This window comes from Gemmatimonadota bacterium, assembly GCA_040882465.1.
Lineage (GTDB): Bacteria > Gemmatimonadota > Gemmatimonadetes > Longimicrobiales > Gaopeijiaceae > JBBEBG01.
Map to the genome: position 1 here is coordinate 1 of JBBEBG010000041.1, position 25,187 is coordinate 25,187.

A 25,187-nucleotide genomic window follows, 5' to 3' on the forward strand; every position below is an offset into this window, starting at 1 on the left:
TTCGGGAGAATGCGGGGCCTGTAGCTCAGGTGGTTAGAGCGCACGCCTGATAAGCGTGAGGTCGGAAGTTCGAGTCTTCCCAGGCCCATCTCTCTAAAGCGAAGCGCCGCAGGGGTTTTGAGGTTTCGAGGCGCTTTCTGTATTCACGGATCCGGAATGCTCTCCTGTCGCCTCGGTGGGACTGCACCGGAACGCCGTAAGGAGAGGTCCTCAGAACGCGTACTCGACGGCCCGCAGCTCACTCCCGTTGGGTGCCGTCGTGTCCAGATTCAGGATAAGAACGGCCGATGCCGTGCCGTAGGATCTCCGGTACGCCTCCTTCAGCGGCGTCAGGTCGAAACGAAGGTGCGCGGAGATCAGCGCGTCGCACGGATCGTCGTGACCGTTGTGGGCGAGCAACGTGCCGACCTGGACGGGGTGCGACTCGAGCCAACCGTTCCAGGCGACCGCCGCGTAACCGTGTGGCGCGCACCCCCCGCCGTGGGTCACATCGACGTGAAGGAGGTCGCCTTCGATGTGCGCGGACGTGACCGACATCGCGTCGGCGCGCCACCGAGAGGGATCGGATCCGAGCGCGACCCGCACCTCTCCCACCGTATCCGCCGCGACGTACGGGCCGACGACATCTTCGTCGCAGCCGGTCAGGACGGCGAGGGTGGCCGCGCAAGCGAATCTTGCCGTTGGGGTATTCATTGCGACCGTTAGACGCCTTCGACCGCGCGGTGGTTCCGCTCCGGGAGTGCCCTCTCCTTGGAAGAACTGTCCTTCAACCCAGCATCGAGGTACGTTCCGAAACATGCGTCCCAGCACCCGCCGCGAGTCCGTCTTGTCGCCCGGATGTCATAAGACGAGGTCCGCGCTCCATCTCACCCTGGTCCTCGTCTCCGGCACCGCCTGTGGCTCGGGCGCTTCGGCTCCAGCCCCCGCACCGATCCCCCTCGCCTCGGGCGCCGGCGTCGTGACGGGCGGGTCGGACGATTTCATCGAAAGGGCAGCAGCAGCAGCAGCAGCGTATACTCCCGCAGACGTCGAGTTCATGTCGGGAATGATCCCCCATCACGCTCAGGCCATCGTCATGGCCGGCTGGTGTCCGTCCCAGGCCGCCGGCGGGCAGCTCCGGGCGCTTTGTGAACGGATCGCCATCTCGCAGCGGGATGAGATCCGAATGATGCGCGACTGGCTCGCGGAGCGAGGGGAGGTGGTGCCGGATTCGATGGCCACCCGGCACCTGATGCGCATGGGGGATACGATTCACGCGATGCTGATGCCAGGGATGCTCACCGACGAGGAGCTGGCGACCCTGGGACGAGCGCGCGGCACCGAGTTCGACCGCCTCTTTCTCACGGGCATGATCGGGCACCATTTTGGTGCGATCACGATGGTCGAAACCCTCTTTGCCCAGCCCGCGGCGGGGCAAGAGGAGACGGTTTTCCGCTTCGCGTCCGACGTCCTCGCGGACCAATCCGCGGAGATTCAGAGGATGCAGGGAATGCTGGAAGGGATCCCACGTTAGTTCGGGATCCGGGATTCGAGCCGGTGGACTTCACACCCCGCACCGATAGGCGGCACGCATGAACATCAAGAACGGTTGGATCAGACCCCGTACGGTCGTGGCTTACGGAACGCTCGGGCTGCTCGTCGCGGCTTGTGCGATGGGTCCGGAACCGCGCTCCGCGGTGACCCCCGTGGGTACGGCGCCCTCACTCGCGGCTTCCCCGGCACTTCGTTATCCCGCGAACGCGGGCGCGCCGTCGCCCGATCCGCGCGTGGGCCTCAAGCCCGGCTTCGATACCGCCGGTGTTGCGATCTGGAACTTGCGGCTTGTCTCGCACAGGCCGGCTTCCACGGGCTTCACTGGGCGCGGCACGACCGGGTCGGACATCGCCTTCACGGGGGATTATGCCTTCCTCGGGAACTATCGAGGCTTCCAGGTCTGGGATATAGAGGACCCCGCCGATCCAGAGTTCGTCTTGGGATTCATCTGCCCGGCGAGCCAGGGAGATCCCTCGGTCTATGGAAACCTCCTCTTCGTCTCTGGGGAGAGCGCGGGTTCGAGGAACGATTGCGGGATCGATCCCGTCCAGGACTCGATCAGCTTGGACCGGTTCCGCGGGATCCGGATCCTCGACATTTCGGACCTCGCGAACCCGCGTCTGGTCGCGAACGTGCAGACCTGCAGGGGCTCGCACACGCACACGATCGTGACGGACCCCGAGGACACCGAGAACGTCTACGTCTACGTATCCGGGTATTCGAGCATTCGCGCGGCGGAAGAGGTCCCCGGGTGTCAGGATGGGCCTCCGGGCGACGAACTCAGCGCCCGGTTCAGGATCGAGGTCATCCAGGTGCCGCTCGCGAACCCGGAGCAGGCACGGGTCGTGAACTCGCCGCACCTTCTCGCCGATCTCACCGGACGTACCGTTCACGCTCCCCCTCCCGAGCCGGGTGGTGGTGGTGGGCGAGGGGGCGGTGGGGGTGGGGGGGGAGGAGGCGGACCGCAGATCGGGCAGAGCGGCTGTCACGACATCACCGCGTACGGTGCGATGGGCTACGCGGCGGGCGCGTGCGGGGGGTACGGCCTCCTCTTCGATATCCGGGACGTCGTGAATCCGGAGCGCATCTTCGCTGTTGCGGACTCCAACATGTCCTTCTGGCACTCGGCGACCTTCAACAACGACGGGGACAAGCTTCTCTTCTCGGACGAGTGGGGCGGGGGTGGCCAGCCGCGATGCCGCGCGACGGATCCGCTGATCTGGGGGGCGAACGCGATCTTCACGCTGGAGAACGGCGAGCTCGCCTTCCAGAGCTATTACAAGATGCCAGCGGCTCAGACCCAGGATGAGGTCTGCACCGCGCACAACGGCTCGCTTCTCCCGATTCCGGGCCGGGACGTCATGGTGCAGTCGTTTTATGAGGGAGGGATCACAGTCTTCGACTGGACCGATGCCGCGAACCCGTTCGAAATCGCCTTCTTCGACATGGGGCCGGCTCTCGAAGGCGCCGCCGGCTTCTGGTCGTCCTATTGGTACAACGGCGTGATCGTGGGGTCGGACGAGGGGCGCGGAATGTACATCTGGGAGCTAACCCCCGGCCCGTATATGTCGCAGAACGAGATCGACGCGGCTCGAACCGTGCGCCAGGAGCAGTTCAACGCCCAGGACCAGCCGCACTACGTGTGGCCGCCCAGCTTCGCGCTCGCGGGGGCCTACCTCGACCAGCTGGAACGGAATGCGGGGCTCCCAGCACCGCGGATCGCTACGGTGCGAAGTGCGCTCACGGGTGCGCAGGCTGCGGCCGGCTCCGCGCGACGGGGCGCTCTCGCCGACTTGGCGTCTTCCCTTTCGAACGATGTGGCGACCGCCGCCGATCGAGGGCGTGCCGAACGTCTCGCGCAGGCGGTCGAAGCCCTCTCGCGAGTCCAGTAGAGGAAAAGGCTCTGCAAGGTCGGAGTCGGAGCGGGTGGAAAGCGAGGTCCCGGACGGGTGTCCGGGACCTCGCGACACGTTGAACCCCCTTCAAAAGGAGCTGATCGATGCACTTGCGCGAATTCTTTGCGGCGGCGGCCATCCTGGTGGCGATCGCGTCCGGGACGGAGCTCTCCGCCCAGGAGGCTCGCCAATACATCAACGAACGATCCGCGGCCAGCCCCGGGGGACCCCCCTTCAGCGGTGCGGTGATGGTCGGAAATACGCTGTACCTGTCCGGTATGCTTGGGGTCGGCAGCGGCCTCGCCCTGACGGTCGAACAGGAGGCGGCCGCCGTCCTGAACAACGTTCAGGACGTACTCGAGGCGGCCGGAATGACGATGGACGACCTGGTCTCGGTCCAGATCTTCGCCTCCGACCTTTCGACGTACGACACCTTCAACGCGGTCTATCGGGACTATTTCCTGCGGGAGTTTCCGGCGCGCGCCTTCATCGGAACCGGAGAGCTCCTGCAGGGAGCTCGCTTCGAGGTGATGGGGGTAGCGGCGAAGCGGCCGGCTCAATGACGAGCCCTTATCTCGTCCCCTTCGACGGCTCCTTTCGTATCGCGGGGACTCCGATCGCCCGGCCGCCGGAAACTCCCGAGAAGAAGGATCTCGAGAAAGCGCTCGCCGCCGCCGTCAAGGAGCTCGGCGAGCTCCAGCGCCGGCTTTACGAGGAGGACCGCTGGGCCGTCCTCGCAGTCTTCCAGGCGCTGGACGCGGCTGGAAAAGACAGCACCATCCGGGCGGTCTTCACCGGAGTGAACCCCACAGGCTGCCGGGTCTCTTCGTTCAAGCAGCCGTCTGCGCTCGAGGTCGACCACGACTTCCCCTGGCGTTCTACCGCGCGTCTTCCCGAGCAAGGCACCATCGAGGTGTTCAACCGAAGCTACTACGAGGAGGAGAGGAAGGAAGGCTCCTTCGGAGATGGCGCCTTCAGCACGGATCAGGCCCCCCTTCGCATTCGTCCTCAGTGATCCGCAAGAATGGCGATCACATAAAGCAGGCCGAGGCCCACGGCGAAAAAGACGAAGTGGAGCAGGTTCGCACGGAACGTATGCGCCTTGTTGACTTCCGGCACCAGATCGGACGCGCCCATGTACAGGAAGTTGCCTGCGGCCAACGGCACCAGCCAACGAACGTCCACCTGCAGCGACCCGACGTATGCGACCAGGCCGCCGACGAGGAACGTCAGCCCGGACAACACGTTGAACAGAAGCGCGGTGCTCTTCTTCCACCCGCCGTGAACGAGCACCCCGAAGTCACCAAGCTCCTGTGGAACTTCGTGCGCGGCCGCGGCGAGCCAGGCTGCGATGCCGAGTCGCACATCCACGAGGAACACACCCGCGATCGCCAGGCCGCCAAGAAAGTTGTGGAGCCCATCTCCGATCAGGATGAGATAGGTGAGGGGTTCCCTGCATTCGGCGGAGGCTCTGTGGCAGTGGTGCCAATGGAGAAACTGCTCGAGCCCGAAGAACAGCAAGAACCCCAGCGCCACCCAAGCGAAGGTGGTCAGGGGCGGCAGGCTGATCAGCGATCCCGGAATCATGTGGAAGAGGGCACCTCCCACGAGGGATCCCGCCGCAAAGGCCACGAGCGGCAACAGGATCTTCCGGAGCGTCGCTTCGCGCAGCACCAGAGTCAGGCTGCCGACCAGCGCGAGCGCGCTCATCGCGATGCCGCTGAGCAGGATCCAGAGTAAGGTCGTCACGGGTCGGCCGCGACAACAACAAACGCCCCACGCCCGGTGCCGGGACGCACCGGTTCGATTTCCGTGATCTCGAGGAGGGGACGAAGGAGCGCTTGCCCCCAGGCCCGTGCGTCGAATCCCCCTCCGCGCAACAACTCCCCGACCTCGGCGGCAGAATAGAAGGTGGCCCCACGATAGAAGGTGCTCTCCGCCTGGTGTTCGAGGTAGGTCTGGCCGAGCCGGCTCTCTCGATCGATGAAGCCGATCACGAGCCTACCATCGCGCCGTAGGACGCGGTGAACCTCGGCGATCATTCTCTCCGCCGAATCCACGAAGCAGATCGTCGTGACGATGAGCGCATAGTCGAAGGATCCATCGGGAAACGGGAGCGCTTCGGCAATCCCCTTCACGGCCGCGACTCCCCGGCCGGCGGCCCGGGCGAGCATCGCATCCGACGGATCGATTCCCACCCGCACTCCGAGCGGCCCGGCAAAACGACCCGTGCCGACACCGATCTCGAGACCGTGCCCTTCCCACGGGATCAGCGGTCTCAGCGCAAGAAGCTCCGTGACGTAGGCTGCCCGATGCGCCTCGAACCACTCATCATACCGCTCGCAGTGGGTCTCAAATGGACTGATACTTCCCACGACCGACGTCCTCGGCGAGCGCTGTAAGGAGCGAGAGAGGCCCGCGACAGCCCGCGGGCCGTGACGGTCGTCTTCATCCATCCGTTTGGTCAATATTGGTCACATCGTCGCGGAGAACGTTCGGGCTCAGCACCTCCTCCTCTTCCGCGCGCATGTGCCCCTCCAACTCTTCGATCGCGGCGAGAGCTGCGTGGGTGGCGACGGTGAAGTCCTTGCTCTCGGCCGCGGCCCGGATTGCTTCCAGAAGGCGACGATGTTCCTGGCGGTGGTGTTCGTCCAGACGTGCGGCGCGTATGGATCCCCAGGCATCAATTGTGGGGACGATATCGTCAAGAAGCTGTTCCTCTCGTGCGTTGTGAGCGTCGATGGCATCGCCCAGCGCATGGAGGAGCCGGCCGAGCTCACTTGCCGCGGAGGCGGTGGGCGGACGTTCCGCCAGCTCCTTCACCCCTTCGGCCAGGCCCCTCACGGATGCATGCTGTGAGAGAAGCTCTTGACGGATGTCCGACAATGGTCTCAAGGGGCTTCCTCCGAGCAGCGGAAAACGAAGAGTCGATCCGGGTTGCGAGGACGAAGATGGCGACCTGCCGAATGTGGGGCTAGGAAGCAGTATTCTCTCGCCATGGCTCCGTCGGAGACGTCTCGAATCGCTGGAGGCAACGATGAAGTATGATCGACCTGCACGCACGGCCGGCCTTCGCCATGTGGCGCTCCGCGTTCACGCTTTCGACGATTGCCTGAGGTTCTACACAGACCTGATGGGCATGGAGGTCGAGTGGAGACCGGATGAGGAGAGTGTCTTTTTGACATCGGGGAACGACAACCTGGCGCTGCACAAGTCCAGCGAGCCATCAGCCGCGGAACGCCAGCGCCTAGATCATCTCGGCTTCATCATTGACAGGCTCGGCGACGTGGACCGATGGCACGAGTACCTTCGAGAAAGCGGTGTCCCCATCCTGAAGGCGCCGAAGACCCATCGGGATGGAGCGCGGAGCTTCTTCTGTGAGGATCCGGACGGCACGATGATCCAGATCATCTTTCACCCGCCCCTCTCACTTGGATGAGTCCGAGGTCAACGTCGCCGGGGGTGGAGTCCGGCGTTCGGGCGGACCCGAACTCTCGCCGGCGGAAACATCCGCCGCGCGATGGCGTGGCCGCCTGGCACGACGTATGCGCATCCGTGCCCCCGGGTCCGGAGTCGCAGATGGCGTTGCTCGAGGATCGCGACCGAGCCGTTCTGACGATCACGGTCGACGAGCACAGAGGCCGTCGGGGCAAATCGCCTGGCGAGGAGGAGAGAGGCCACATGACGGACACTCCGGCGCTCGGCGAAGCCTCGTTCGACGTACCCTTCTCCCAGAACGAGAAGGCCGAGCCGAGCGGCCTCCTCCGAGTGGGACGCACAGGTGAGACCCTGTACTTCGAGCTCGTCGAGGTCTCGGGCCCCGAGAGGGAAAACGGGCCCTTCGAGTGCGCAAGGTTCTTCCTTCCCGCCCGCGCCGGTACCGAGATCCTTGACACCCTGTACGCACTCCTGGACGACGACGCCGCCTGCGCGATCGCGGCCATCGATGAGGAGCACACCTGGGTTGCCGATCGGACCGCAGCAGCCGGCAGGTTGTCGCTGCGGATCCACCCGGGCGACATCTTCAACTGGAAGTCTTCGGACTGGCACGTCGCGCTGGACCTGCCGGTCGGAATCCTCCCCGCGCTTACGGAGGCGATGGCGCAACTGGCCGGCCCTCCGTAGGGGCGTGCCCGGGGCACGAAAGCGCGGCATCGAATGGGACTTCTCGACCCGCTCCCGGGACAAGGTGGCCGTGCCGACGCGCTGTGACCCGGTGACGGGGGATGACGATGCCTCTCTCATCCTTTGGAACTAGTTCCTTCGGATTACCGAGGGGGAAAGCCTCCCTCCCTCGGGTGTGATCCGAAAGTGAACCCGATGTGTGATGGTCATCCCGCCCCGTATTCGCCGATCTTTCCTCCGTCGGGGGAATCGGCGCCGCGGTCCACGCCGGCCCCGGGCCGCTTCCCCGGGAGTTCGCTGGGGAAGCTCGGCCTCAGCCAAATGGGTCCCCTACAACCCAGAAGGAGGCCATCATGTCGAACCATGGATCCCCGGGGGCGAGCCCGCGCGAGGAGTTGCATTTCCGATCGGAAGGGAACGGTGCCCTATCAACGGGCACCGACGGCAACGAATTACGGTTCGCCGGGAGCCCGGAACGGGCGGCGCAACCCTTCTCGATCTTCCGCGCGGGAGTCCCCGAGGTGGGGGTGGACAGGTACCGGGACACCGTGGACGCGGTGGGACGCCTGGCGGGAAAGGTCGCCCACCATCTGAACAACCTGCTCACGGTGGTGGAGGGTAACATATCGGAGATCGAGGCTTCTCTGGAGGATCGGAGATGCGCCTCTGAACTCCGTGAGATTCGCGACGCGTGCGGTCGGGCGTCGGGACTCACCACGCGGCTCCTCTCCATCAGCGGATACCGCTGGTGCGAACCCCGCGTCGTCGATCTCCGGACTCTCGTGTCGGGCATGGACCTGGGCTGCCTCTTCGCGGACGATGTTGTGTTTTGTTCTGATTTCGCGGCAGTGATGTGCCCGGTGTGGGGCGATCCCGCCCATCTTGAAGAGGTGGTGCGTGGACTCGTGCTGAATGCCCTGGAGGCGGTGGGCGGCTATGGCACGGTCCGGGTCGGAATCGACCACCTTCCGGGGAAGAAGATCGACGGCAGCCCTGGGAAAGGGTGGGTGCAGCTCGAGGTTTCAGACTCGGGGCGGGGGATGGATCGGGAGACCCTGAGCAGGGTCTTCCACCCCTTCTTCACGACCCGTCCGTTCTCGGAGGATAGGGGCCTGGGACTGTCCGTCGCCTGTGGGATCATTCGGCAGAGCGGCGGGACCATGAAGGTCTCCAGCGCCCCCGGTTGGGGGACGAGCGTGCGCGTATGGCTTCCCGCCGCCCCTTCGGTCTCGTTATGGGATGGCGGTCCCGGACAGACTGGGCTCCCTGAGGCCCCCCCGGCGGAAGTCCCTCGTTCCTCTCCCCCCTCATCTCTTGGAGGGAGGGCATTCGGATCACCGAGGGGGACCGCCACACTCCCTGGGGAGTGATCCGGCAGTCAATGCCCGGAGAGTCTGCGGGGAAGCACGACCTCAGCCGAATGGCGGCCCGCTTCCACACCTCCACCAGAGAACCAAACATGCTCACGACGATTGCCGTGATCCTCGTAGTCCTGTGGGCCCTCGGTCTTATCGGCGGTTACGCCGCCGGGGGGCTCATTCATCTTCTCCTCGTTGTCGCCCTCATCGTGGTTGTCCTGCGAGTCCTCTCAGGACGGCGGGTCCTTTGATCCGGTCCAGGTCGCGAGGGGACCGGCGCACCCGAGACCTCCGCATCACGGTGCGGACCGTGCCGGTGAGGGTCAGGAAAAAGGGCTCCCTTTGAGCCCGGCACCCCGTCCATCCACACATGGAGTTGCGTGCCCGACCGTCTCCTCGCCGTCTCTCCCGGCGGGTGGGCGAGGCCCCCGCGCTCCATGAGCGAGGGGCCCGCCTCCGTTGTCCCTCCGGGGGCCCTCCGCTTCCAGCAGGCGTTCCTCCTCGCACTGGCGCTGGGGATATCGATCCTCTTCTTTTTCGTGATCCGTCGGTTCCTCCTGACGGTCCTCCTCGCCGCCGTTTTCGCCGGCCTCGCTTACCCACTTTATGGATGGCTCCGGGCACAAATGGGCCCGCGGTGGGCGGGGGCGCTTACCCTCATGATCCTGCTGGTGGTTGTGGGAGTACCAGCAGCCGGCTTCCTGACATTGGTGGCCAACGAAGCGGTCCAGGTGAGCCAGGGAGCCGAGGCCTGGTTCCAGGAGGAGGGCCGGTCAACGCAGGTCCGCGCCCTGCTCGAGCGAGTTCCTTTCGCGAACCGCTTGCTTCCCGAAGGGGAGGAGCTCCTGGAGCAGCTCCGTGAGGCGGCCGGCAGGACAGGTCCGGTCCTCATGGGGGCTCTGGCCGCCGCCACACGGGGGACGCTCGGCTTCCTCCTCCAGCTCTTTGTCCTCTGTTACGCCCTCTTCTACTTCCTGCTGGATGGGCCGGCCATCCTCCGGAGGATCCTCCACTACATCCCCCTGGACCCGGGGCAGAAGGAGGAACTCCTGGAGCGCTTCGTCTCCGTGACTCGAGCCACCCTCAGAGGCTCCCTGCTCATCGGACTGATCCAGGGGGGGGTGGCAGGTCTGGCTTTTTGGGTGGCAGGGGTGCCCGGACCCGCCTTCTGGGGGACGGTGATGGTGGTCCTCTCCATCCTCCCGGCCATCGGGGCCGGGCTCATCTGGATCCCCGCAGTGATCTACCTCCTTCTGATGGGAAACGTGTGGGCGGGGGTCGGACTCCTGATCTGGTGCGCCGTGGTGGTGAGCAGCATTGACAACTTTCTCCGCCCCCGGCTCATCGGACGGGATGCCCGGATGTCAGACCTCCTGATCCTCCTCAGCACCCTCGGAGGAATCGTACTATTCGGGGCGGTGGGCTTCATCGTGGGACCCATCGTGGCAGCGCTCTTCGTAACCGTCTGGCACATCTACGGAGAGGCATTCCGAAGCTGGCTACCGGAGGGCGGGAACACTACCCTGGGTGGGTGAGGGGCGATGAATCCCTGCTGATCGGTGGACACGCGAAGGCGAGACTCGCCTCACGCACCTGGGAGGGCCCGATTGATCAACGGAGACGACATCACCCGCATCCTCCAGATCGGCGGCGGGGTTGCGCGCGGGAGGCGGCCGCCCCGTCGGCGATCGTCGAATTGTCTCGCCATTTTCATGAGGAAGCTTCATATTCCACATGGAGCCCCCTCGAGACCTGGAGAGATTCCGGGTCGACGCCGGGGTCCCGTACTTCCCCCAGCTTGTGGACGATTCTGAATGGTTCAAAAATCCAAAACGACCCCAAGCCAGACGATTCAGGCCAAGATTTCGGATTCAGCCACCCTTCCGGACGGTGTGATCAGCGTCGCGCTGATCGAGGACAATCGGCTGGTCCGGGAAGCCCTCACCTCGCTCCTCAATCGGGCGCCGGACATCCGAGCGGTCGCCGAAGCGCCGAACGGTCACGAGCGGCTGGTGATTGAAGCAAGCCCACAGGTGGTGCTTCTCGACCTCGGACTCGAGAACGGGGACAGCCTGCGCGTGGCGCGGGAGGTCATGCAGGACTTTCCGCAAGCCAGGGTCATCGTGATGGACCTCCTCCCGGTACACGAGGAACTCCGGGAATTCGTCAGCGCGGGCGTGTCCGGATTCATTATGAAGGATGCCAACTTCGATGTCGTCCTGGACACGATCCGGTCCGTTGCCAGGGGACTCAAGGTGCTGCCGGATCAGATGACCGCCACGCTCTTCTCCGAAATCGCGAGGAACGTGGTTTCGACGGGCGAGTCGAATCACCTCGACTCGGTGCGGATGACATCCCGGGAACGGGAGGTCATCAACCTCATCGCGGAAGGACTGAGCAATAAGGCGATCGGAAAGCGGCTCAACATCTCTGTCCACACGGTCAAGAGCCACCTGCGGAACATCATGGAGAAGCTCACGCTGCATTCCCGCTTGCAGATCGCCGCGTACGCCCACAAGAGGGACGCCGATGAGTAAGCCCCCCCTACCTCAGGTGATAGTGCACCCCCACCCCCAGAGTGAAGAAGCTGGCCTGGAAGTTGCTTCCGGCAGCGTGGCTTACGAACCCGATCTGCGGAACCAGGTAGAGCCGGGTCGCCACAGGTAGGTCGGCCCCCACTCCCAACTCGAATCCGATCTCGCGGTCCCCCGACCCGGCATCGTTGTCGAAGGTGTTGGCGACAATCCCTCCGCGGCCCCATACCAGGACGTCCCCCGGATTGTGGAAGATGTACTTCAGGCCGGCCGCGATCCCCATGCTAACGGGGTCGTTACCCAGGCTGCAGTCGTTGTCGCAGCCGAACGTGTAGCGCTGAAAGCCCACATAGGCGGTCAGGTTCGGATGGAAGTTTATCTGCAGTTCGGCCCCAAGTAAGAGCCCGGCCTCAGCCCCGGCGTCGGAAAGGTCACCCGTGGGGAACGTGACGCCGGCCCGCCCCTCTACGGCTAGCCCCACCTGAGCGTGGGCCTCCCCCACGAAGAGCATGAGGGCCGCGATCGCCAGTGCGACGGCCGGAAGCCGGCCCGACTTCAGCGTAGTGGGAGTCGTCCTGATCTGTTTTTTCATGGGAGCTCCTTGCAGAAGAATAGCTCACTTCGGAAAGCACGAGCATTCACTCGGATCCGAGCGATCCGGTCCCGCACCGATCGTGCTTGTTGGGTAAGGCTCGTGCAGTTCGAATCCAGGAGGTATCGCTCAAAGGGAGGAGAGTCCCCAGGATGCGGAAGTCATCCACCACTCCCCCAAGTGAGCGATGGCAGTTCATCCGCCGCTCCGAGCATATTCCATCACAGGATTCGAGGTCGCCGGACGCACCCGCAGAGGGGCAGTCCCCACCCAGGCCGGCCGTCTGATTGTGACGCCCGCCGACCGGTGCCCGAACCTCACCCCCCGCAAAGGGAGCGAAAAATGCTTACTACCGTTGCGCTCGTCCTGATCGTGTTGTGGGCCCTCGGGTTTTTCGGCGGATTCGTCTCGACCAGCTTAATCCATCTGCTTCTCGTGATCGCCCTCGTCGTCATCGTGCTTCGGCTCGCTTCGGGACGGCGGATCACGTGACACGAGCCATGAACTCCGCCTTCGGAAGGACCCACTTCGGCGCCACCGCATTCCTGACCGTCCTCGCTGCGACCTCCTGCGCGATGAACCCGGTCTCAGGCGAGCGAGAGTTGGCGCTGATCTCCGAATCGCAGGAGATCGAAATGGGTCGGCAGGGGTCCTCGGAAGTGATCGCGACCATCGGCCTCGTTCCGGACGCCGCCCTCCAGAGCTACGTAAATCGCATCGGGCAGGAGATGGCCGCAGGGACCGAGCGACCGCAGCTCGCTTGGGAATTTCACGTCCTCGACGACGCCTCGGTGAACGCCTTCGCCATGCCGGGCGGCTTCATCTTCGTCACCCGAGGACTCTTGTCCCACATGATGAACGAAGCTCAGCTCGCGTCGGTGATCGGACACGAGATCGGGCATGTCACCGCGCGGCATAGCGTACAGCAGATGAGCCGCCAACAGCTCGCCTCCCTCGGACTCGGACTCGGATCCGTGCTTTCCTCTACGATCGCGGAGTACGGACAGCTGGCCAGCGTCGGGCTCGGCCTCCTCTTTCTCAAGTACGGGCGGGACGACGAGATACAGGCGGACCAGCTCGGTTTTCGGTACGCCCTGGCCGACGGGTACGACACGCGCCAGATGGCTGCGGTCTTCGAGATGCTCCGGCGCGACGCGCAGCTCGCCGGCGGCGGCCGTCTCCCGGAATGGCAGTCGAGTCACCCCGATCCGGGAAATCGCATCCAGGATGTGCAGAGGATGGTGGCCGCCGCGCCGGAGGACTTCGGCGCCAAGAAGGTGGCCGGAGACGAGTACCTGCGGCGCCTCGATGGAATGATTTACGGAGAGGATCCCAGGGTCGGCTACTTCCAGGGCTCCATGTTCATCCACCCCGATCTCCAGTTCGTGCTCAACTTTCCAGATGGATGGGCGACGCAGAACGCAACCGATGCCGTCACGGCAATCAGCCCCAATGGAGATGCGATCGTCCAGCTTCGCGGTGCCACGGGTTCGGCGGCCGAGGCGGCGCGCAGCTTCCTCGGGCAGGAGGGAGTACAGTCGAACAGTCCTTCGACGGGCTCGATCAATGGCAACCGGGCTGTCTCCGCAGAGTTTGCCGCGCAGATCAGCCAGCAGGAATCGGTGCGCGGAGTCGTCACCTTCATCGAGTTCCGCGGCGCCACCTGGGGGATTCTAGGCTACTCCGTGGCCGACCGATTCTCCACTTACAGTCCGGCTTTCCTCCGAACGCGCGACAGCTTCGATCGCCTTACCGATCCAACCGCGCTTGCGGCACAGCCGCTCCGTATCCGCATTGACCACGCGCCGCGTGCCATGTCGCTTCAGCAGTTCAACACGGAGCGGTGCGCCAGCATTCCGCTCGTCGAGCTCGCGGTGATCAACGGTCTGGATGAGACGGCCCAGCTTCGTGCCGGGCAAGCTGTGAAACGGGTAACCGGCAGCCCCATGGGCACGGGCGAAAGGTCGTGCTGACGGGCCCCGCACGGCCTGCCTATAGGCTTGCGTATCGCACTGGCCCGAAAGCGGGAAGCCGGCGATGGACGTCGGGAAGCGTCCGGAGGGGGCGCCTTCTGAACATCCTGGTCGCCATCTTCCGGCGCGTCCTTCCCGCACCCCATGGCAGTGCTCCTCTTGGACGTTCGAGGGCGAGAAGCCCGTTGAACGAGGGTGGACGATTGGCGTTGCCTTGGAAGGGAAGATCTGCCTGAAATCAGGGCGTGGGCCTGGATCTCGCTTCCCTACCTGTGCGGCGCGGCCCTCGAATCGTACTGTGCTTCATGACCCCCGTTCGCCCACCTCCCCCCCACGAACGTCATCGGGGCCAGCCGGACCTCCGGGCTGCCCTGATCGGTTGCCACCTCCTCCTCGCGGTAAGCCTATCGGCTCAGACTCCACCGGCGCCGGCGTCCCAGCAGCCGGGCCCGGTGGTCGAGGACTCCCTCTCGCCCGATGTGATTGAAGCGGAGCCCATCGAGGAGGTCACCGATGAGCGAGCCGCGTTGGACGAGGCCATTCGAAACCAGCTCCAAGCCGTCTTCGATCGCGTGCCGCGGCTCGCCGCCGTCGACGTTGCCGTAGATGCGGGAGTGGTGCGCCTCGAGGGGACAGTGGTGAGCGCGGAGCTCCGGTCCCGAGCGGCCGAGTTGGCCACCGGGATGGACGGGGTCCTCTTCGTGGACAATCGGATCCGCGAATCCACCTCGTTGGAAGAGCAACTCGCACCCACCTGGGCCCGGCTGCGGGAGCTGGGATACGGCTTCGTGGCTAAACTTCCGCTCCTCGTGGTGGCCGGGCTGATCGTGGGGCTCGCCATTGTGTTCGGGTGGCTCCTCTCGCGATGGGGGGGGCCGGCCTTTCTCCGGACGCGAAATCCCTTCCTCCAGGGGCTGGTCCGGCGTTTTCTCCAGGGAGCCGTCCTCCTCGTCGGGGTCGTCGTGGCGCTCGATTTATTGGACGCCGCGGCGCTCGTGGGAGCCGTCGTGGGGACCGCCGGACTGGCGGGGTTGGCCCTCGGCTTCGCTTTCAAGGACATCGTGGAGAACTACCTCGCGGGAACGATTCTGGCCTTCCGCCAGCCTTTCGCGAAGAACGATCACATCCGCGTGGATACCTTCGAGGGGAAGGTCGTTCGCCTGACGCCACGCGAGACGATCCTGATGACGCTCGAGGGGAACCACGTTCGGCTCCCGAACGCCCTCATCTTCCGGAGTCCACTGACGAACTTCACCCGGAATCCCCTGCGCCGCGTTCAGTTCGAGGCAGGGCTGGGTGCCAACGACGATCTGGCGAAGGCACGTGACGTGGCCGTGGAGACGCTGGGGGAGATGGAGGGGGTGCTCGCCACGCCGCCGCCGGAGGCGCTCATCCGGGACTTGGCGGATTCCACGGTTACGATGCGCTTCTCGGCGTGGGTGGATCAGAGGAACTCGGAGTTCGATCGGGTGCGGAGTGAGGCGATCCGCCTCGTGAAGCTCCGCCTCGAGGAGGCAGGGCTGACCCTTCCATCGCCCGAGTATCTCCTTCACATCGATCGCCGCGCCACGGCAGCCGGTCGCGAGCCGTCGCCGACGGAACCGGCGGCACACGATTTAACCCAGGCCGACGTCTCCGTGGACCGGAGCGTTGACGAGCAAATCGAGTCCGACCGACGGCTGAGCGAGGAGTCGGATCTCCTGGAGGGTGATGCGCCCGCGGACTCCTAGCCTGATCGGCTGTCTCTCTTGCGCCTTACTCCTCCCGGCCGGGTGCGGAGAGCGGTCGGGCGCGCCCGCATCCGGCGAGTCCGCGGACTCGGTGACGGTCGTCTTCACACGCGAAGAGGAGCCGGTCCCCGTACGGCGACCGGTTCCCTCGGGGTCATCCGGAGTCCAGTCGGCACTGGAATGGCTGCTGCGGGGCCCGAACGAGGACGAAGTCGCCCGGGGGATCGAGTCCTGGTTTTCCGGGGAAACCGCCGCCTCCCTTCGCGCAATTTCGATCGATCCCTCGGGCCGAGCAGTGGTGGACTTTCACGACCTTCAGGCGCTCCTGCCCGGGGCATCCTCGTCGACCGGTAGCACTCTCCTCCTGCAGGAGCTGAACGGCACCCTATTCGGCTTTCCCGAGGTTCAGTCGGTCGAGTACCGGATGGACGGGAGCTGTGACCGATTTTGGGAGTGGCTCCAGTATGCCTGCCATATCGTGGAGCGCCCGGGGGCGGGAAGATGAGCTCTCTTCCAACCTACGGCCCGGAGCGCGTCAGGCCCCGGATCGCGGCGACCAGGTCGTCCGACAGAACGCCGAGGCCCGCATCCAGCAGGGTCACCAGGCCGGCATAATCCCCCACCCTCCAGCTCCCCTCACGATAGTCCGTGGTTCCCCGGGTGAGCACCGAGCCATCCTCCTGGCGGAGGACCTCCCACGTCGCCAGCAAATGGGCCTCTCCCTCGAGCGGTTCCCCTTCCTCCGACGTCAATCCCTCGAAGCGCAGCAGGTGGATCTGTACCAGGTAATCGTAGCGTTCGCTTGGCGCCCACGGGGCGACATCGACGGTCCGGAAAAACGCCCGCTCGGACAGGTCCCCGGCCACGGCTCTACTGATCCCACCGCCGAGATCCTCGCCCCAACGGTGGAGCTCGGAGAATCCGATCTGGTTGGGCCCCTGGCGAACCACGATGAACGGGGCGTCGAGATAGGACGCGATCTGTGGCCGCCGCAGCCCGATCGAGAGCTCCGCGAGATCCCCGGACGGCGTCGCGTCCGCCTGCGACGACGCTCCTCCGAGCACGTAATGTTGCGGGGGCAGGGCGCCTCTGTTCAGACCGATGCCACACCCGGTCGAGCCGATCAGCCCGGTCAGGCAGATCAGCCAGGTCACCTTCACCCTGAGCCGCAAGCGGTCATTCATCGGGCGTTCTCCCTCGGATGAGCATGTCGGGGCTTCGCTCCAGCGAGAGGACGAGCGCGCGCAGCGCGTCCGCCGCGTCCTTCAGGCTGGCCATCGCCCCCTCGATCTCATACCCGACGCCGGAGTCCGGAGAGAGGAACCCTCGCGTATCCTCCAGCGCCTGTCTCATGGTCTGCAGCGTGAGGACCACCTCGGCATTCGTGCTTTCCAGCTGCGCCTGAAGCGGATCGATGAGCTCGCCGAGCCGCTCCGCCATCCGTTCCATCTCCTCCAGGGTGCGCGTGGCCTGCGTGGCCATTCGCGGGACCTCCTCGAGCGCCGCGCGCAGTTCCGGTGTATCCGCCAGTCGCTCGACGGCCCGGGCCGAGGCAACCACCGTCTCGTTGATCTCCGCCATGTTCACCTCTTCCAACATCTCGTTCACCCGGAACAGGATCGCCAGTACCTCCCCCACGAGGCTCCCGGCCTGGGTTCCGAAGGCCGCCAGGAGCGAAGGGGCCGTCGGGATCTCCGGATAGGCGGTCGGGGCGCCTTCGAGCTCGGGCGGTGCGGCGTCCTCGCGATAGGTGAGCTCGACGTAAAGCTGGCCCGTGACGATGCTCTCCATCTGCAGCTGGGCGCGGAGCCCGTCGGCGATCTGCTGCCGCAGGACCACCGGATCATCGAGGTCCACGAAGGTTCCGCCCGCCGAGGTGAGGCGGGGGAGGCTCACCTCGTACTGGACCGGCACCTGGAAAGTCTTATCCGCCAGCTCGATCCGGATCAGGAGATCCGTCACGCGGCCGACCGGCACCCCCTGGAACTTCACCGGCGCACCGACCTCCAGGCCGTTCACCGACTCTCCGAAGTAGCTGATAAAGGTCGACTCCTTGCTGAACCAGAAGCCGGAAGCCAGCGCCCCGACCCCGACTACGGTGAGCAGGATGGCTCCGATCATGAAAAGACCGATGGCGGTGGGATTGGCACGGGCGCTCATGACTGGGGCATCCCGATCGGCTCGAGGTTGGAGAGAGACGGCCGGTGGCCGTCGACTTCACTGCTGCGCGTCAGGAATTGGCGCACTTCCTCACTCGGTGGATTCTCACGCAGCTCGTCCGGACTTCCGAGCGCCGTCATCGTCTTCTGCTTGATGTCCAAAAAGAGAAGTCGGTCGGCGATCTTGAAGATGCTGGCGAGGTCGTGGCTCACCACGACGATCGTGGTGCCGAAGCTGCTTCGGATCTGGAGGATCAGGTCGTCCAGGCGGCTGGCGGTGATCGGATCCAGGCCGGAGGACGGCTCGTCGAAGAAGAGCACCTCCGGGTCCAGCGCCATGGCGCGGGCGAGGGCCGCGCGCTTGCGCATCCCCCCACTGATCTGGGCGGGATAAAATGCCTCGAAGCCGCGCAGCCCCACCAGCGCGAGCTTGAGCGACACGACCTCGGCGATGGCGTCAGCGTCGAGCGTCGTGTACTCCTCGATGGGGAGGGCCACATTCTCCGCCAGCGTCAGTCCGCCCCAGAGCGCACCGCCCTGGTAAGTCACTCCCATGCGACGGAGCATCCCTCTCCTCGCCTCCTCATCGGCCTCCACGAAGTCCTCTCCGTCGAAGAGAATGGTTCCCTTCGCCGGTTTCATGAGCCCAACCAGGTGCTTCAGGAGTGTGCTCTTTCCGCTGCCGCTCCCCCCCGCGATGACGAAGATCTCCCCCCGGCGGAGCTGGAAGTTCAGCCCCTCCATGATGACACGCGTGCCGTGCGCCAGCGTCAGATCGCTGACCTCGACTGCGGGATTCTCATTCATGTTCGGCCTCAGACTCCGAGGAGGGCGGACATCCAGTCGATGACGGCGTTGGCAAGGATGATCAGCGTGATCCCCGTAACCACGGCGGAGGTCGCGGCTCGTCCCACGGCCCCGGCGTCGCCTACGACCTGCATCCCCCTCATACAGCCGGCCACGCCGATGATCAGGCCGAAGACCGTCCCCTTGAAGACCCCCAGAAGCGCGTCGGCGAGCGTGATCGGCGTCAAAAGTCCCCCCACGAACTGGGTGGCCGTCAGGTCCAGCATGGTGACCGCCACGATCAACCCGCCCACGATGCCGATGAACATCGAATACACCGTCAGCAGGGGCATCATCACGAAGAGGCCCAAGACCCGCGGCAGGACGAGGTAATCGATCGGCGACAGGCCGAAGGTCTCGAGGGCGTCCACCTCTTCCGAGATCTTCATTGTCCCCAGCTCGGCCGCGAAGGCGGCCCCCGTCCGGCCAGCCATGATGATCCCCGTCATGAGGGCGCCCATCTCCCGCAACATCCCGAAGCCGACCAGATAGGACACGTAGTAGCCGGCGCCGAAGCGGCGCAGCACCACCGCTCCGAGAAAGGCGATGATCAGCCCGACGAGAAAACTGATCAGGGTGACGATCGGAAGCGCGCCCGAGCTGTTCGATTGCACCACCATCCAGAAATCCCGCCAGCGCACGCGCACCCGGAACCGAAAGAACCTCATGAAGCCGTTCGCCACTTCGCCAGTGAAGGTGACGGACGCGAGGAACGCATCGAAGGAGGAGAGGCCTTTTTCCCCGATCCTCGCGAGGAGCGATGCCTTCTCTTCCGGGGGATCGAGATCGGCCTCCGGCACCGCCCGGGCGAGTTCCAGAAGACCCGCGATGCTCTCCGGCAGGCCTTCTTCCCTGAACTCGAGGCCGTGGGTTTCGCAATAATTCAGCCCCTGCAGAAGAAAGGTGAGCAGGCTGCTGTCCCATGTGCCCAGCTCGGTGGTGTCGAACCCGATGCCGCGCACCGCCGGTCCGGGCGCCTGGTCTTCGAGGAGCTGAGCGAAGCGCGGAGTCGGGCGGTCCAACTCCCAATCGCCGGACAGCCCGGCGATGAGCGCATCGTCCGACCGGTGAAGGTCCACCTGCATAGGAGCCCCGCCTCCTGAGGGGAGAGCCCTGCCTCGCCCCGGGGCCGCGTCCCCGGTCTCGGGGCGATCCGTGGTCACCGCAGATATCGGTACAGCCCGAGGAGGCCGACCCCGCCGCCGCCGATCATGATGATCGTGCCCTCGTCGCCGCCGATGACGGCCCCCAATACGAGTGCGGCTCCACCCACGACCATGAGCGCGACGTTCGCGCTACTGGGCGCGCGCAACGCTGCCGGAGTCTCGCTAAGCGCCATCCGAGAGGCGGACAAGGGGAAGACCGCACTCGCCATGGTGGGGCCCGCAAAGACGGCCGTCTGCGCGAAGGTCGCCGTGACTGCCCCCCCCGACCCGGCATGGGCGAGCCGGCCCTGCTGCGCGGACACCGGTACGGCGAAGGCGAGGGCCGCGGCGACTGTGAAGAATGCTCGAAGCACGTTTGACATTGTATCTTCCTGGATAACGTGTGAATGCTCAGAATGAGCGCTTCCGTGAAACTGTGGAGACTGTCTCCGTGGGCCGCTCTCCGCCGGGGCGAGAGCCCTCTCCCCAACGGAAGTCTCGACCCCGCGATCGATCTAACTCGCCGCGAAAATCGCCACCTCGACCCGCCGGTTCTGGCTCCGGCCGAGGTCTGTCGAGTTCGTGGCGATCGGCTCGTTCTCCCCCACGCCAACGGTGTTGAGCCGCGCGCGCGCGAGGCCGTTTGCCGAGATGAAGTCCGCCGCAGCCCGGGCACGGCGCTCGGAGAGCGACTGGTTGTACGCCGCCTCGCCGTCGGAATCCGTGTGGCCGACCACGAGCACCGTGGTGTTCGGATACTGCGCCAGGCTATGGGCGAACTTGATCAGGTTCTGCCGGGCCTCGGGATGGAGCTGATCGGAGTCGAAGGGGAAGAGGAGGCCGTCCGGGAAGGTCACGGCGATCCCCTCACCGATCCGCTGCACGTGAGCGCCGGGAAGGGCGTACGCGAGCTCCTCCGCATGCTGATCCATCTGGTTCCCGATCACCATCCCGGCGGCGCCTCCCAACGTCGCGCCGATGATGGCTCCCCGGACGGTGGATCCGGTCTGGTTGCCCACCACGGCTCCCGCGGCCGCTCCGGCGCCCGCGCCGATGATCGTGCCCCTGGTCTGGTTGCTCCAACCGCAGCCGGTGGTGACGGTAACGGCGAGGGTGAGCGCGGAAAGTCCGCGGACGATCCTTCCCGTAGAGTTCCGCGGTTCGATACGAAGGACGGTTTCTGTCCTCCGACCGGAAGGGTTGCTCGGCTTCATCGCGTGCATGGGAATCCTTTGGATTTTGAATGGTCCTGAATGAGTCGGACGTCCGCCTACCCTGAAAGTTGCCGGCGATGGCCTCGGTCCACCATCCGCCAATCGGAGGGAAAAAGGGGGATACGCCTCGGGTGACCTGGGGGTCACCCGAATAGGCTAGACCCCGGCGAAGGGAGAGCTCGGGAAGGGAATCAGGGCCGAGGTTGGCGACCTCCCAGGGGGGTGGGCCCGCCCCGGGAGATCGCCATACTTACGGACTCAACTGTCGAGAACGGACTCAGTTGTGGAGTGGGGAGTCCGGGGGCCCTCCGTTCAGAGGTCCAGATCGCGGTCCAGCCGGACAACGATCCGGGAGCCCTGGGGAAGGGTCGCATCGCCTCCCCGGGTCGAGAGGGCCACACCCACCCCGACGGCGGTTCCCACCGCGGCACCCGTCACCGTGGATCGCGTGTCACGGCCCAGAATCTGACCGATGATCGCGCCCGCCGCGGCCCCGGTCGCGATGGTGGCCGCTGTCCGGGCTCCACTGTCCCGATTGTCGGACTCGATCGCGGCGGACTGCACCTGCCCCTCGATGGAACGCTGCACCCCTCCGGCCTCGATCGAGACCACCTGTACGCCGAGGATGGCGTCGTCATCGGGACCGGTGCTCTTGTGGATGTCGGTCACGAGCCCTCGGGCCTGTGTCCCGGAACCCAGGACGGCTCCGCCTGAACCGGTGACTCCATCCACGAGCACGAGGGAGAAGGCGTCACCCGAAACGTGGGACGAGGTCGAAACGTTCTCACGCACCTCGAAGGTCAGAACCGTTCCCGCCGGGATTGCGCGCACCGGTGGCGGCGGGACCGCGCGCGCCGGTTGCGCCTGCCCTGCGCGCTCGGTCGCTTGGCCCTCGAGGTCTTCCCGGGACTCCGCTTCGCCCCCGCAGCCCGCCAACATCGTGACCAGAACCATGCCTATGCTGAATCTGTACATGAGGCCCTCCAAAGGGTGAACAAGTCCGTCTCCCGCGTCGCACGGGCCTTTGCCGGGGACCGGGCTTGGAGCGATCCACGATCCCGCCTCCGGCTCAGGCTCTTCCCGGCTCGAGCCCGTCACTGAGCGGCATCGGGACCGTCACGAGAAATTTGACCCCCAGGGCGTTCAATTGGGCTTCGACCTTTCGATTGATCTCGAGGTCAAAGTCGGGGCCGGCGCTCACGATCAGCAGGTGGGTCACCTGCTCCTCCGTGACCAATCGGCCCGTCCAGTTTCGGGCCGTTCGCTTCGCCTCGGTGTTTTCCCGGTTGAGGAGGCCACGGATCGCCTTCATCCGGTCCTCGCGATGCGGCGGAATCATCTCGTATCCATACGCCCACAGAGTCCGTCCGTCAGAAGGTGTCCCTTCTTCGGGAACTCGATTCTTGTCAATCATGATGTTGGTGCCCCCCTCCGTTAAGCTCGAACCTACGCATGGCGCCGGTTCCGGCCTCCGGATCTCAGATTTTGGTGGGGTGGTCGGAACCGTGCGAGCCAGGAGCCCTCACGCCGTGATACGGATGCTAGCAAAACCCTCCGGGGGGAGGTATCCCACAAACGAGGGAGGGTGAGAGGAGGCCTACTCTACTTCCGCTGCTTCTCCGGGGGTCGTGCGAAGGTAGGCTGCGATCTGGAGGCGGGTGCGCAGCGCCAGCTTGTCCATCACATTTCGGACGTGGCTCTTCACTGTGTGGGGGGAAATCTCGAGGGCCTTTGCGATGGCTTTGTTGCTCAACCCTTCGCCGATCAGGCCGACCACATTCCGTTCCCGGGGAGTCAGGGCGGTGGCCTCGCTCACCCCCACCAGTCCGCGGGCGACCGCCTCCTCGACGACCTGGGCAAAGAGGGTCGTGGTCATCTCCGGAGGCAGGATCGTCTGTCCACCCGCCACCGACCGGATGGTCGTCAAGAGCTCCTCGAGGGTGGCGTCCTTCAGGATGAAGCCCGACACGCCGGCGTTGATGAACTCGACGAGATCCTCATGGACCGGGAGCAGGTCCATCACGATCACCCGGGTCCCCGGGAGTTCACTCCGTATCCGCTCGGCCAACTGCACGCTGTCGTCTCCCTCCAGTCCGACGTCCAGAAGGAGGACCTGAGGCGCCGCTTCCCTGAGGCCCTCAATGTCGCCGTTCGCGGCGGAATAGGAGACCGTGAGGTCCGGCTGCTCGTTCAGTTTGAGGGAGACTCCATCTCGCACGAGGCGGTTATCCTCGACAATTGCGATACGGATCATTGAAGGACCCTGGGCATGTCGTGGCGCATGTCGGGTGCCGATGCCTCATCGCCCGCAATGCGCGGTCAATTGGAGTGTCAAATTCGACCAGAAAGTATCGCGCCAGGCCCGGAGGGGGGCAAACTCCAAGGAGAACCGCATGTCCGAGATCCCAACCAATCCTTATCTCGTCCCTTTCGACGGCTCCTTTCGAGCGGGCGAGGCGCCTACGGCCCCGCCGCCTGGCACTCCAAAAAAGAAGGAGCTCGAGAGAGACCTGGACTCCATCGTCAAGGAGCTCGGCGAGCTCCAGCGCCGGCTTTACGCGGAGGACCACTGGGCCGTCCTCGCAATCTTTCAGGCGCTGGACGCGGCTGGAAAAGACAGCACTATCCGGGCGGTCTTCACCGGAGTGAACCCCACCGGTTGCCGGGTCTCTTCGTTCAAGAGGCCGTCGGCGCTCGAGCTCGACCACGACTTCCTCTGGCGGTCTACCGCGCGTCTTCCCGAACGGGGCACCATCGGGGTGTTCAACCGCAGCTATTACGAGGAAATGCTGGTGGTCCGGGTGCATCCCGAGATCCTCGACTCCCAGCGGATTCCCGATTCACTGCGGAGTCGCGCCCTCTGGGAAGAGCGGATCGAGTCCATCCGCGAGCACGAGCGGCACCTGGCCCGGAACGGGACCCTCATCCTCAAGTTTTGGCTACACGTTTCGAGCGAAGTCCAGCGGGAGCGTTTTCTGTCGAGGATCCGAGAGCCGGAGAAGCACTGGAAGTTCGCGGCCGCCGACGTGGAGGAGAGGAAACACCGCGAGGCGTACATCGAGGCGTACCAAGCGGCGCTGAACGGTACGTCGAGGCCGTGGGCGCCCTGGTACGCAATCCCCGCGGACGAAAAGCCCTACATGAAGCGGGAGGTGGCGCGGATCCTCGTGGATGCGATCGCGAATCTGGACCCCCGCTTTCCGGAAATCGACCCCGATCAGCGCGCGGGGCTGAAGAGGATGCGGAAGCGGCTCGAATCCGGAGAGTGAGGGCCTGGCGGGGTGGCGGCCGTGGCGATCAGGGCGCGCCCAGCAGCTCCCGAACTGTCTCACCGATCGCGTCCGCCCAGATCTGGTAACCCACCGCGGAGGGGTGGAGCCCGTCTGGCATCACCTCTTCCGTGAGCGTCCCGTCGGGGGCGAGGAAGCGGTCCCCGATGTCCATGAAGAGGACGTTTTCGCCGTCCGCGAGCTCCGCGAGGTACCCGTTCAGCTCGTGGATCTGAGCACGCGCCGGATTCGCTGCGTCGGCCCCGCGCGGGAAGACGCCGAGGACGAGCACCTTCGCCTGCGGCTGTTGGCGCCGAAACTCCTCTACGATGAGCCGATTCCCTTCCGCGATGTCGGCCGGCGTGTGCCGCCGCAAGTTGTTCGTGCCGAGCATCAGGATGATGAGCTTCGCCTGGAACCCCTGCAGCTCACCGTTCCGCATCCTCCAGAGGACGCCGTTCGTCGTGTCACCCGCGATCCCGAAGTTCGCCGCATTGAGCGACGCGAAGCTCGCGTTCCAAACCTCGACCCCCGCACGCGCCCACCAGTCCGTGATCGAGTCGCCGACCCAGAGGACATCAATATTCCCCTGCGCGGCCCGCTCGAGGAAGCTTCCATGCCGCGCCTCGGTACGCGGCGGTGTCGGCTCCGTCGCGGAGGCCGGGGCGGCCGGGGCCTGAGCGGTCGGGGCCTGGGCCGCGGCCTGGATCGGAAGCCAGGAGAGCAGAAGAAGCGCTACGAGACGTGGGGTGCGGAAGCGAGAGCGCGCCATCGGACGATTCCTCGAGAGGTGAGGGGCGGGGGGGGGGGGGCT

At 65.3% G+C, this 25,187-nt stretch carries 30 protein-coding genes and 1 tRNA gene; 16 read left to right on the forward strand and 15 right to left on the reverse strand.

The genetic code is table 11. The features are described from left to right. Positions 1 to 14 precede the first annotated feature (14 nt). Positions 15 to 88 (forward strand) — tRNA-Ile (locus WEG36_16305). 122 nt (positions 89 to 210) lie between these two features. Here WEG36_16305 and WEG36_16310 read toward each other — a convergent pair. After that, positions 211 to 693, reverse strand: coding sequence for a hypothetical protein (locus WEG36_16310; protein MEX1259160.1), 483 nt, complete (start codon positions 691 to 693; stop codon positions 211 to 213). Between the two features lie 103 nt (positions 694 to 796). On the opposite strand from WEG36_16310, the gene WEG36_16315 reads away from it, so the two are divergent. The 4 genes from WEG36_16315 (at position 797) to WEG36_16330 (ending at position 4,443) form a co-directional block, all read left to right on the forward strand. Continuing rightward, positions 797 to 1,513 (forward strand): DUF305 domain-containing protein, encoded by a 717-nt coding sequence (locus WEG36_16315; protein ID MEX1259161.1) that lies wholly within the window; start codon positions 797 to 799, stop codon positions 1,511 to 1,513. A gap of 58 nt (positions 1,514 to 1,571) precedes the next feature. Further along, the gene (locus tag WEG36_16320; protein MEX1259162.1) at positions 1,572 to 3,425 is read left to right on the forward strand and encodes a hypothetical protein; all 1,854 of its coding nucleotides are present in this window, start codon (positions 1,572 to 1,574) and stop codon (positions 3,423 to 3,425) included. 107 nt (positions 3,426 to 3,532) lie between these two features. Beyond that, positions 3,533 to 3,991, forward strand: a complete 459-nt coding sequence (locus WEG36_16325) for a RidA family protein (protein MEX1259163.1) — start codon at positions 3,533 to 3,535, stop codon at positions 3,989 to 3,991. Next, entirely contained in the window at positions 3,988 to 4,443 is a 456-nt protein-coding gene (locus tag WEG36_16330; GenBank protein MEX1259164.1) for a hypothetical protein, read from the forward strand. The genes WEG36_16325 and WEG36_16330 overlap by 4 nt, the downstream gene beginning before the upstream one ends. On the opposite strand, the gene WEG36_16335 is transcribed toward WEG36_16330, so the two are convergent. From WEG36_16335 to WEG36_16345, 3 genes are all read right to left on the reverse strand, one after another. Continuing rightward, positions 4,437 to 5,138, reverse strand: a complete 702-nt coding sequence (locus tag WEG36_16335) for a ZIP family metal transporter (protein ID MEX1259165.1) — start codon at positions 5,136 to 5,138, stop codon at positions 4,437 to 4,439. The genes WEG36_16330 and WEG36_16335 overlap by 7 nt on opposite strands. A 35-nt stretch (positions 5,139 to 5,173) precedes the next feature. Continuing rightward, positions 5,174 to 5,803, reverse strand: a complete 630-nt coding sequence (locus WEG36_16340; GenBank protein MEX1259166.1) for a class I SAM-dependent methyltransferase — start codon at positions 5,801 to 5,803, stop codon at positions 5,174 to 5,176. A gap of 73 nt (positions 5,804 to 5,876) precedes the next feature. Beyond that, positions 5,877 to 6,323 (reverse strand): hemerythrin domain-containing protein, encoded by a 447-nt coding sequence (locus WEG36_16345; GenBank protein MEX1259167.1) that lies wholly within the window; start codon positions 6,321 to 6,323, stop codon positions 5,877 to 5,879. 142 nt (positions 6,324 to 6,465) lie between these two features. Between WEG36_16345 and WEG36_16350 the strand changes: the two genes are divergently transcribed. The 6 genes from WEG36_16350 to WEG36_16375 all read left to right on the forward strand — a co-directional run bounded on the left by WEG36_16350 (position 6,466) and on the right by WEG36_16375 (position 11,448). Next, positions 6,466 to 6,867 carry a VOC family protein gene (locus WEG36_16350; GenBank protein MEX1259168.1) on the forward strand — a complete coding sequence of 134 codons (402 nt, stop codon included), beginning with the start codon at positions 6,466 to 6,468 and terminating at the stop codon, positions 6,865 to 6,867. Positions 6,868 to 7,109: 242 nt separating this feature from the next. Then, positions 7,110 to 7,553, forward strand: coding sequence for a hypothetical protein (locus tag WEG36_16355; protein ID MEX1259169.1), 444 nt, complete (start codon positions 7,110 to 7,112; stop codon positions 7,551 to 7,553). A 353-nt stretch (positions 7,554 to 7,906) separates the two neighbouring features. After that, positions 7,907 to 8,923, forward strand: coding sequence for an ATP-binding protein (locus WEG36_16360; GenBank protein ID MEX1259170.1), 1,017 nt, complete (start codon positions 7,907 to 7,909; stop codon positions 8,921 to 8,923). Positions 8,924 to 9,012: 89 nt separating this feature from the next. Next, positions 9,013 to 9,162, forward strand: coding sequence for a lmo0937 family membrane protein (locus WEG36_16365; protein ID MEX1259171.1), 150 nt, complete (start codon positions 9,013 to 9,015; stop codon positions 9,160 to 9,162). A 129-nt stretch (positions 9,163 to 9,291) separates the two neighbouring features. Then, complete coding sequence (locus WEG36_16370; protein ID MEX1259172.1) at positions 9,292 to 10,446, forward strand: AI-2E family transporter; 1,155 nt, start codon at positions 9,292 to 9,294, stop codon at positions 10,444 to 10,446. A gap of 279 nt (positions 10,447 to 10,725) precedes the next feature. Beyond that, positions 10,726 to 11,448: a response regulator transcription factor gene (locus WEG36_16375; protein ID MEX1259173.1), complete on the forward strand. Its 723-nt coding sequence runs from the start codon at positions 10,726 to 10,728 to the stop codon at positions 11,446 to 11,448. Positions 11,449 to 11,455: 7 nt separating this feature from the next. On the opposite strand, the gene WEG36_16380 is transcribed toward WEG36_16375, so the two are convergent. Then, a complete protein-coding gene (locus WEG36_16380; GenBank protein MEX1259174.1) occupies positions 11,456 to 12,037 on the reverse strand; it encodes a hypothetical protein in 582 nt (193 codons plus the stop codon). A gap of 342 nt (positions 12,038 to 12,379) precedes the next feature. On the opposite strand from WEG36_16380, the gene WEG36_16385 reads away from it, so the two are divergent. The 4 genes from WEG36_16385 (at position 12,380) to WEG36_16400 (ending at position 16,245) form a co-directional block, all read left to right on the forward strand. Further along, a complete protein-coding gene (locus tag WEG36_16385) occupies positions 12,380 to 12,529 on the forward strand; it encodes a lmo0937 family membrane protein (protein MEX1259175.1) in 150 nt (49 codons plus the stop codon). 8 nt (positions 12,530 to 12,537) lie between these two features. Then, entirely contained in the window at positions 12,538 to 14,010 is a 1,473-nt protein-coding gene (locus WEG36_16390; GenBank protein MEX1259176.1) for a M48 family metalloprotease, read from the forward strand. Positions 14,011 to 14,315: 305 nt separating this feature from the next. Further along, positions 14,316 to 15,740 (forward strand): mechanosensitive ion channel family protein, encoded by a 1,425-nt coding sequence (locus WEG36_16395; GenBank protein ID MEX1259177.1) that lies wholly within the window; start codon positions 14,316 to 14,318, stop codon positions 15,738 to 15,740. Beyond that, the gene (locus tag WEG36_16400) at positions 15,721 to 16,245 is read left to right on the forward strand and encodes a GerMN domain-containing protein (GenBank protein ID MEX1259178.1); all 525 of its coding nucleotides are present in this window, start codon (positions 15,721 to 15,723) and stop codon (positions 16,243 to 16,245) included. Before WEG36_16395 ends, WEG36_16400 begins: the two co-directional genes overlap by 20 nt. A gap of 13 nt (positions 16,246 to 16,258) precedes the next feature. On the opposite strand, the gene WEG36_16405 is transcribed toward WEG36_16400, so the two are convergent. From WEG36_16405 to WEG36_16445, 9 genes are all read right to left on the reverse strand, one after another. Beyond that, complete coding sequence (locus WEG36_16405; protein MEX1259179.1) at positions 16,259 to 16,924, reverse strand: PqiC family protein; 666 nt, start codon at positions 16,922 to 16,924, stop codon at positions 16,259 to 16,261. After that, the gene (locus tag WEG36_16410) at positions 16,917 to 17,900 is read right to left on the reverse strand and encodes an MlaD family protein (GenBank protein MEX1259180.1); all 984 of its coding nucleotides are present in this window, start codon (positions 17,898 to 17,900) and stop codon (positions 16,917 to 16,919) included. The genes WEG36_16405 and WEG36_16410 overlap by 8 nt, the downstream gene beginning before the upstream one ends. After that, positions 17,897 to 18,706, reverse strand: a complete 810-nt coding sequence (locus tag WEG36_16415; GenBank protein MEX1259181.1) for an ATP-binding cassette domain-containing protein — start codon at positions 18,704 to 18,706, stop codon at positions 17,897 to 17,899. The genes WEG36_16410 and WEG36_16415 overlap by 4 nt, the downstream gene beginning before the upstream one ends. Before the next feature lie 8 nt (positions 18,707 to 18,714). Further along, positions 18,715 to 19,830, reverse strand: a complete 1,116-nt coding sequence (locus WEG36_16420) for an ABC transporter permease (GenBank protein ID MEX1259182.1) — start codon at positions 19,828 to 19,830, stop codon at positions 18,715 to 18,717. Positions 19,831 to 19,904: 74 nt separating this feature from the next. Continuing rightward, positions 19,905 to 20,273, reverse strand: coding sequence for a hypothetical protein (locus tag WEG36_16425; protein ID MEX1259183.1), 369 nt, complete (start codon positions 20,271 to 20,273; stop codon positions 19,905 to 19,907). A gap of 132 nt (positions 20,274 to 20,405) precedes the next feature. Next, on the reverse strand, positions 20,406 to 21,113 hold the full coding sequence (locus WEG36_16430) for an OmpA family protein (protein MEX1259184.1): 708 nt from the start codon (positions 21,111 to 21,113) through the stop codon (positions 20,406 to 20,408). A gap of 303 nt (positions 21,114 to 21,416) precedes the next feature. Beyond that, positions 21,417 to 22,079 (reverse strand): hypothetical protein, encoded by a 663-nt coding sequence (locus WEG36_16435; protein MEX1259185.1) that lies wholly within the window; start codon positions 22,077 to 22,079, stop codon positions 21,417 to 21,419. 94 nt (positions 22,080 to 22,173) lie between these two features. Continuing rightward, the gene (locus tag WEG36_16440) at positions 22,174 to 22,518 is read right to left on the reverse strand and encodes a hypothetical protein (protein ID MEX1259186.1); all 345 of its coding nucleotides are present in this window, start codon (positions 22,516 to 22,518) and stop codon (positions 22,174 to 22,176) included. Positions 22,519 to 22,701: 183 nt separating this feature from the next. Continuing rightward, positions 22,702 to 23,358, reverse strand: coding sequence for a response regulator transcription factor (locus tag WEG36_16445; protein ID MEX1259187.1), 657 nt, complete (start codon positions 23,356 to 23,358; stop codon positions 22,702 to 22,704). A 139-nt stretch (positions 23,359 to 23,497) separates the two neighbouring features. Between WEG36_16445 and WEG36_16450 the strand changes: the two genes are divergently transcribed. Beyond that, positions 23,498 to 24,373, forward strand: coding sequence for a PPK2 family polyphosphate kinase (locus WEG36_16450; protein MEX1259188.1), 876 nt, complete (start codon positions 23,498 to 23,500; stop codon positions 24,371 to 24,373). Positions 24,374 to 24,401: 28 nt separating this feature from the next. Here the strand turns inward: WEG36_16450 and WEG36_16455 are convergent, their stop codons facing one another. After that, entirely contained in the window at positions 24,402 to 25,145 is a 744-nt protein-coding gene (locus tag WEG36_16455; protein ID MEX1259189.1) for a GDSL-type esterase/lipase family protein, read from the reverse strand. Positions 25,146 to 25,187 lie beyond the last annotated feature (42 nt).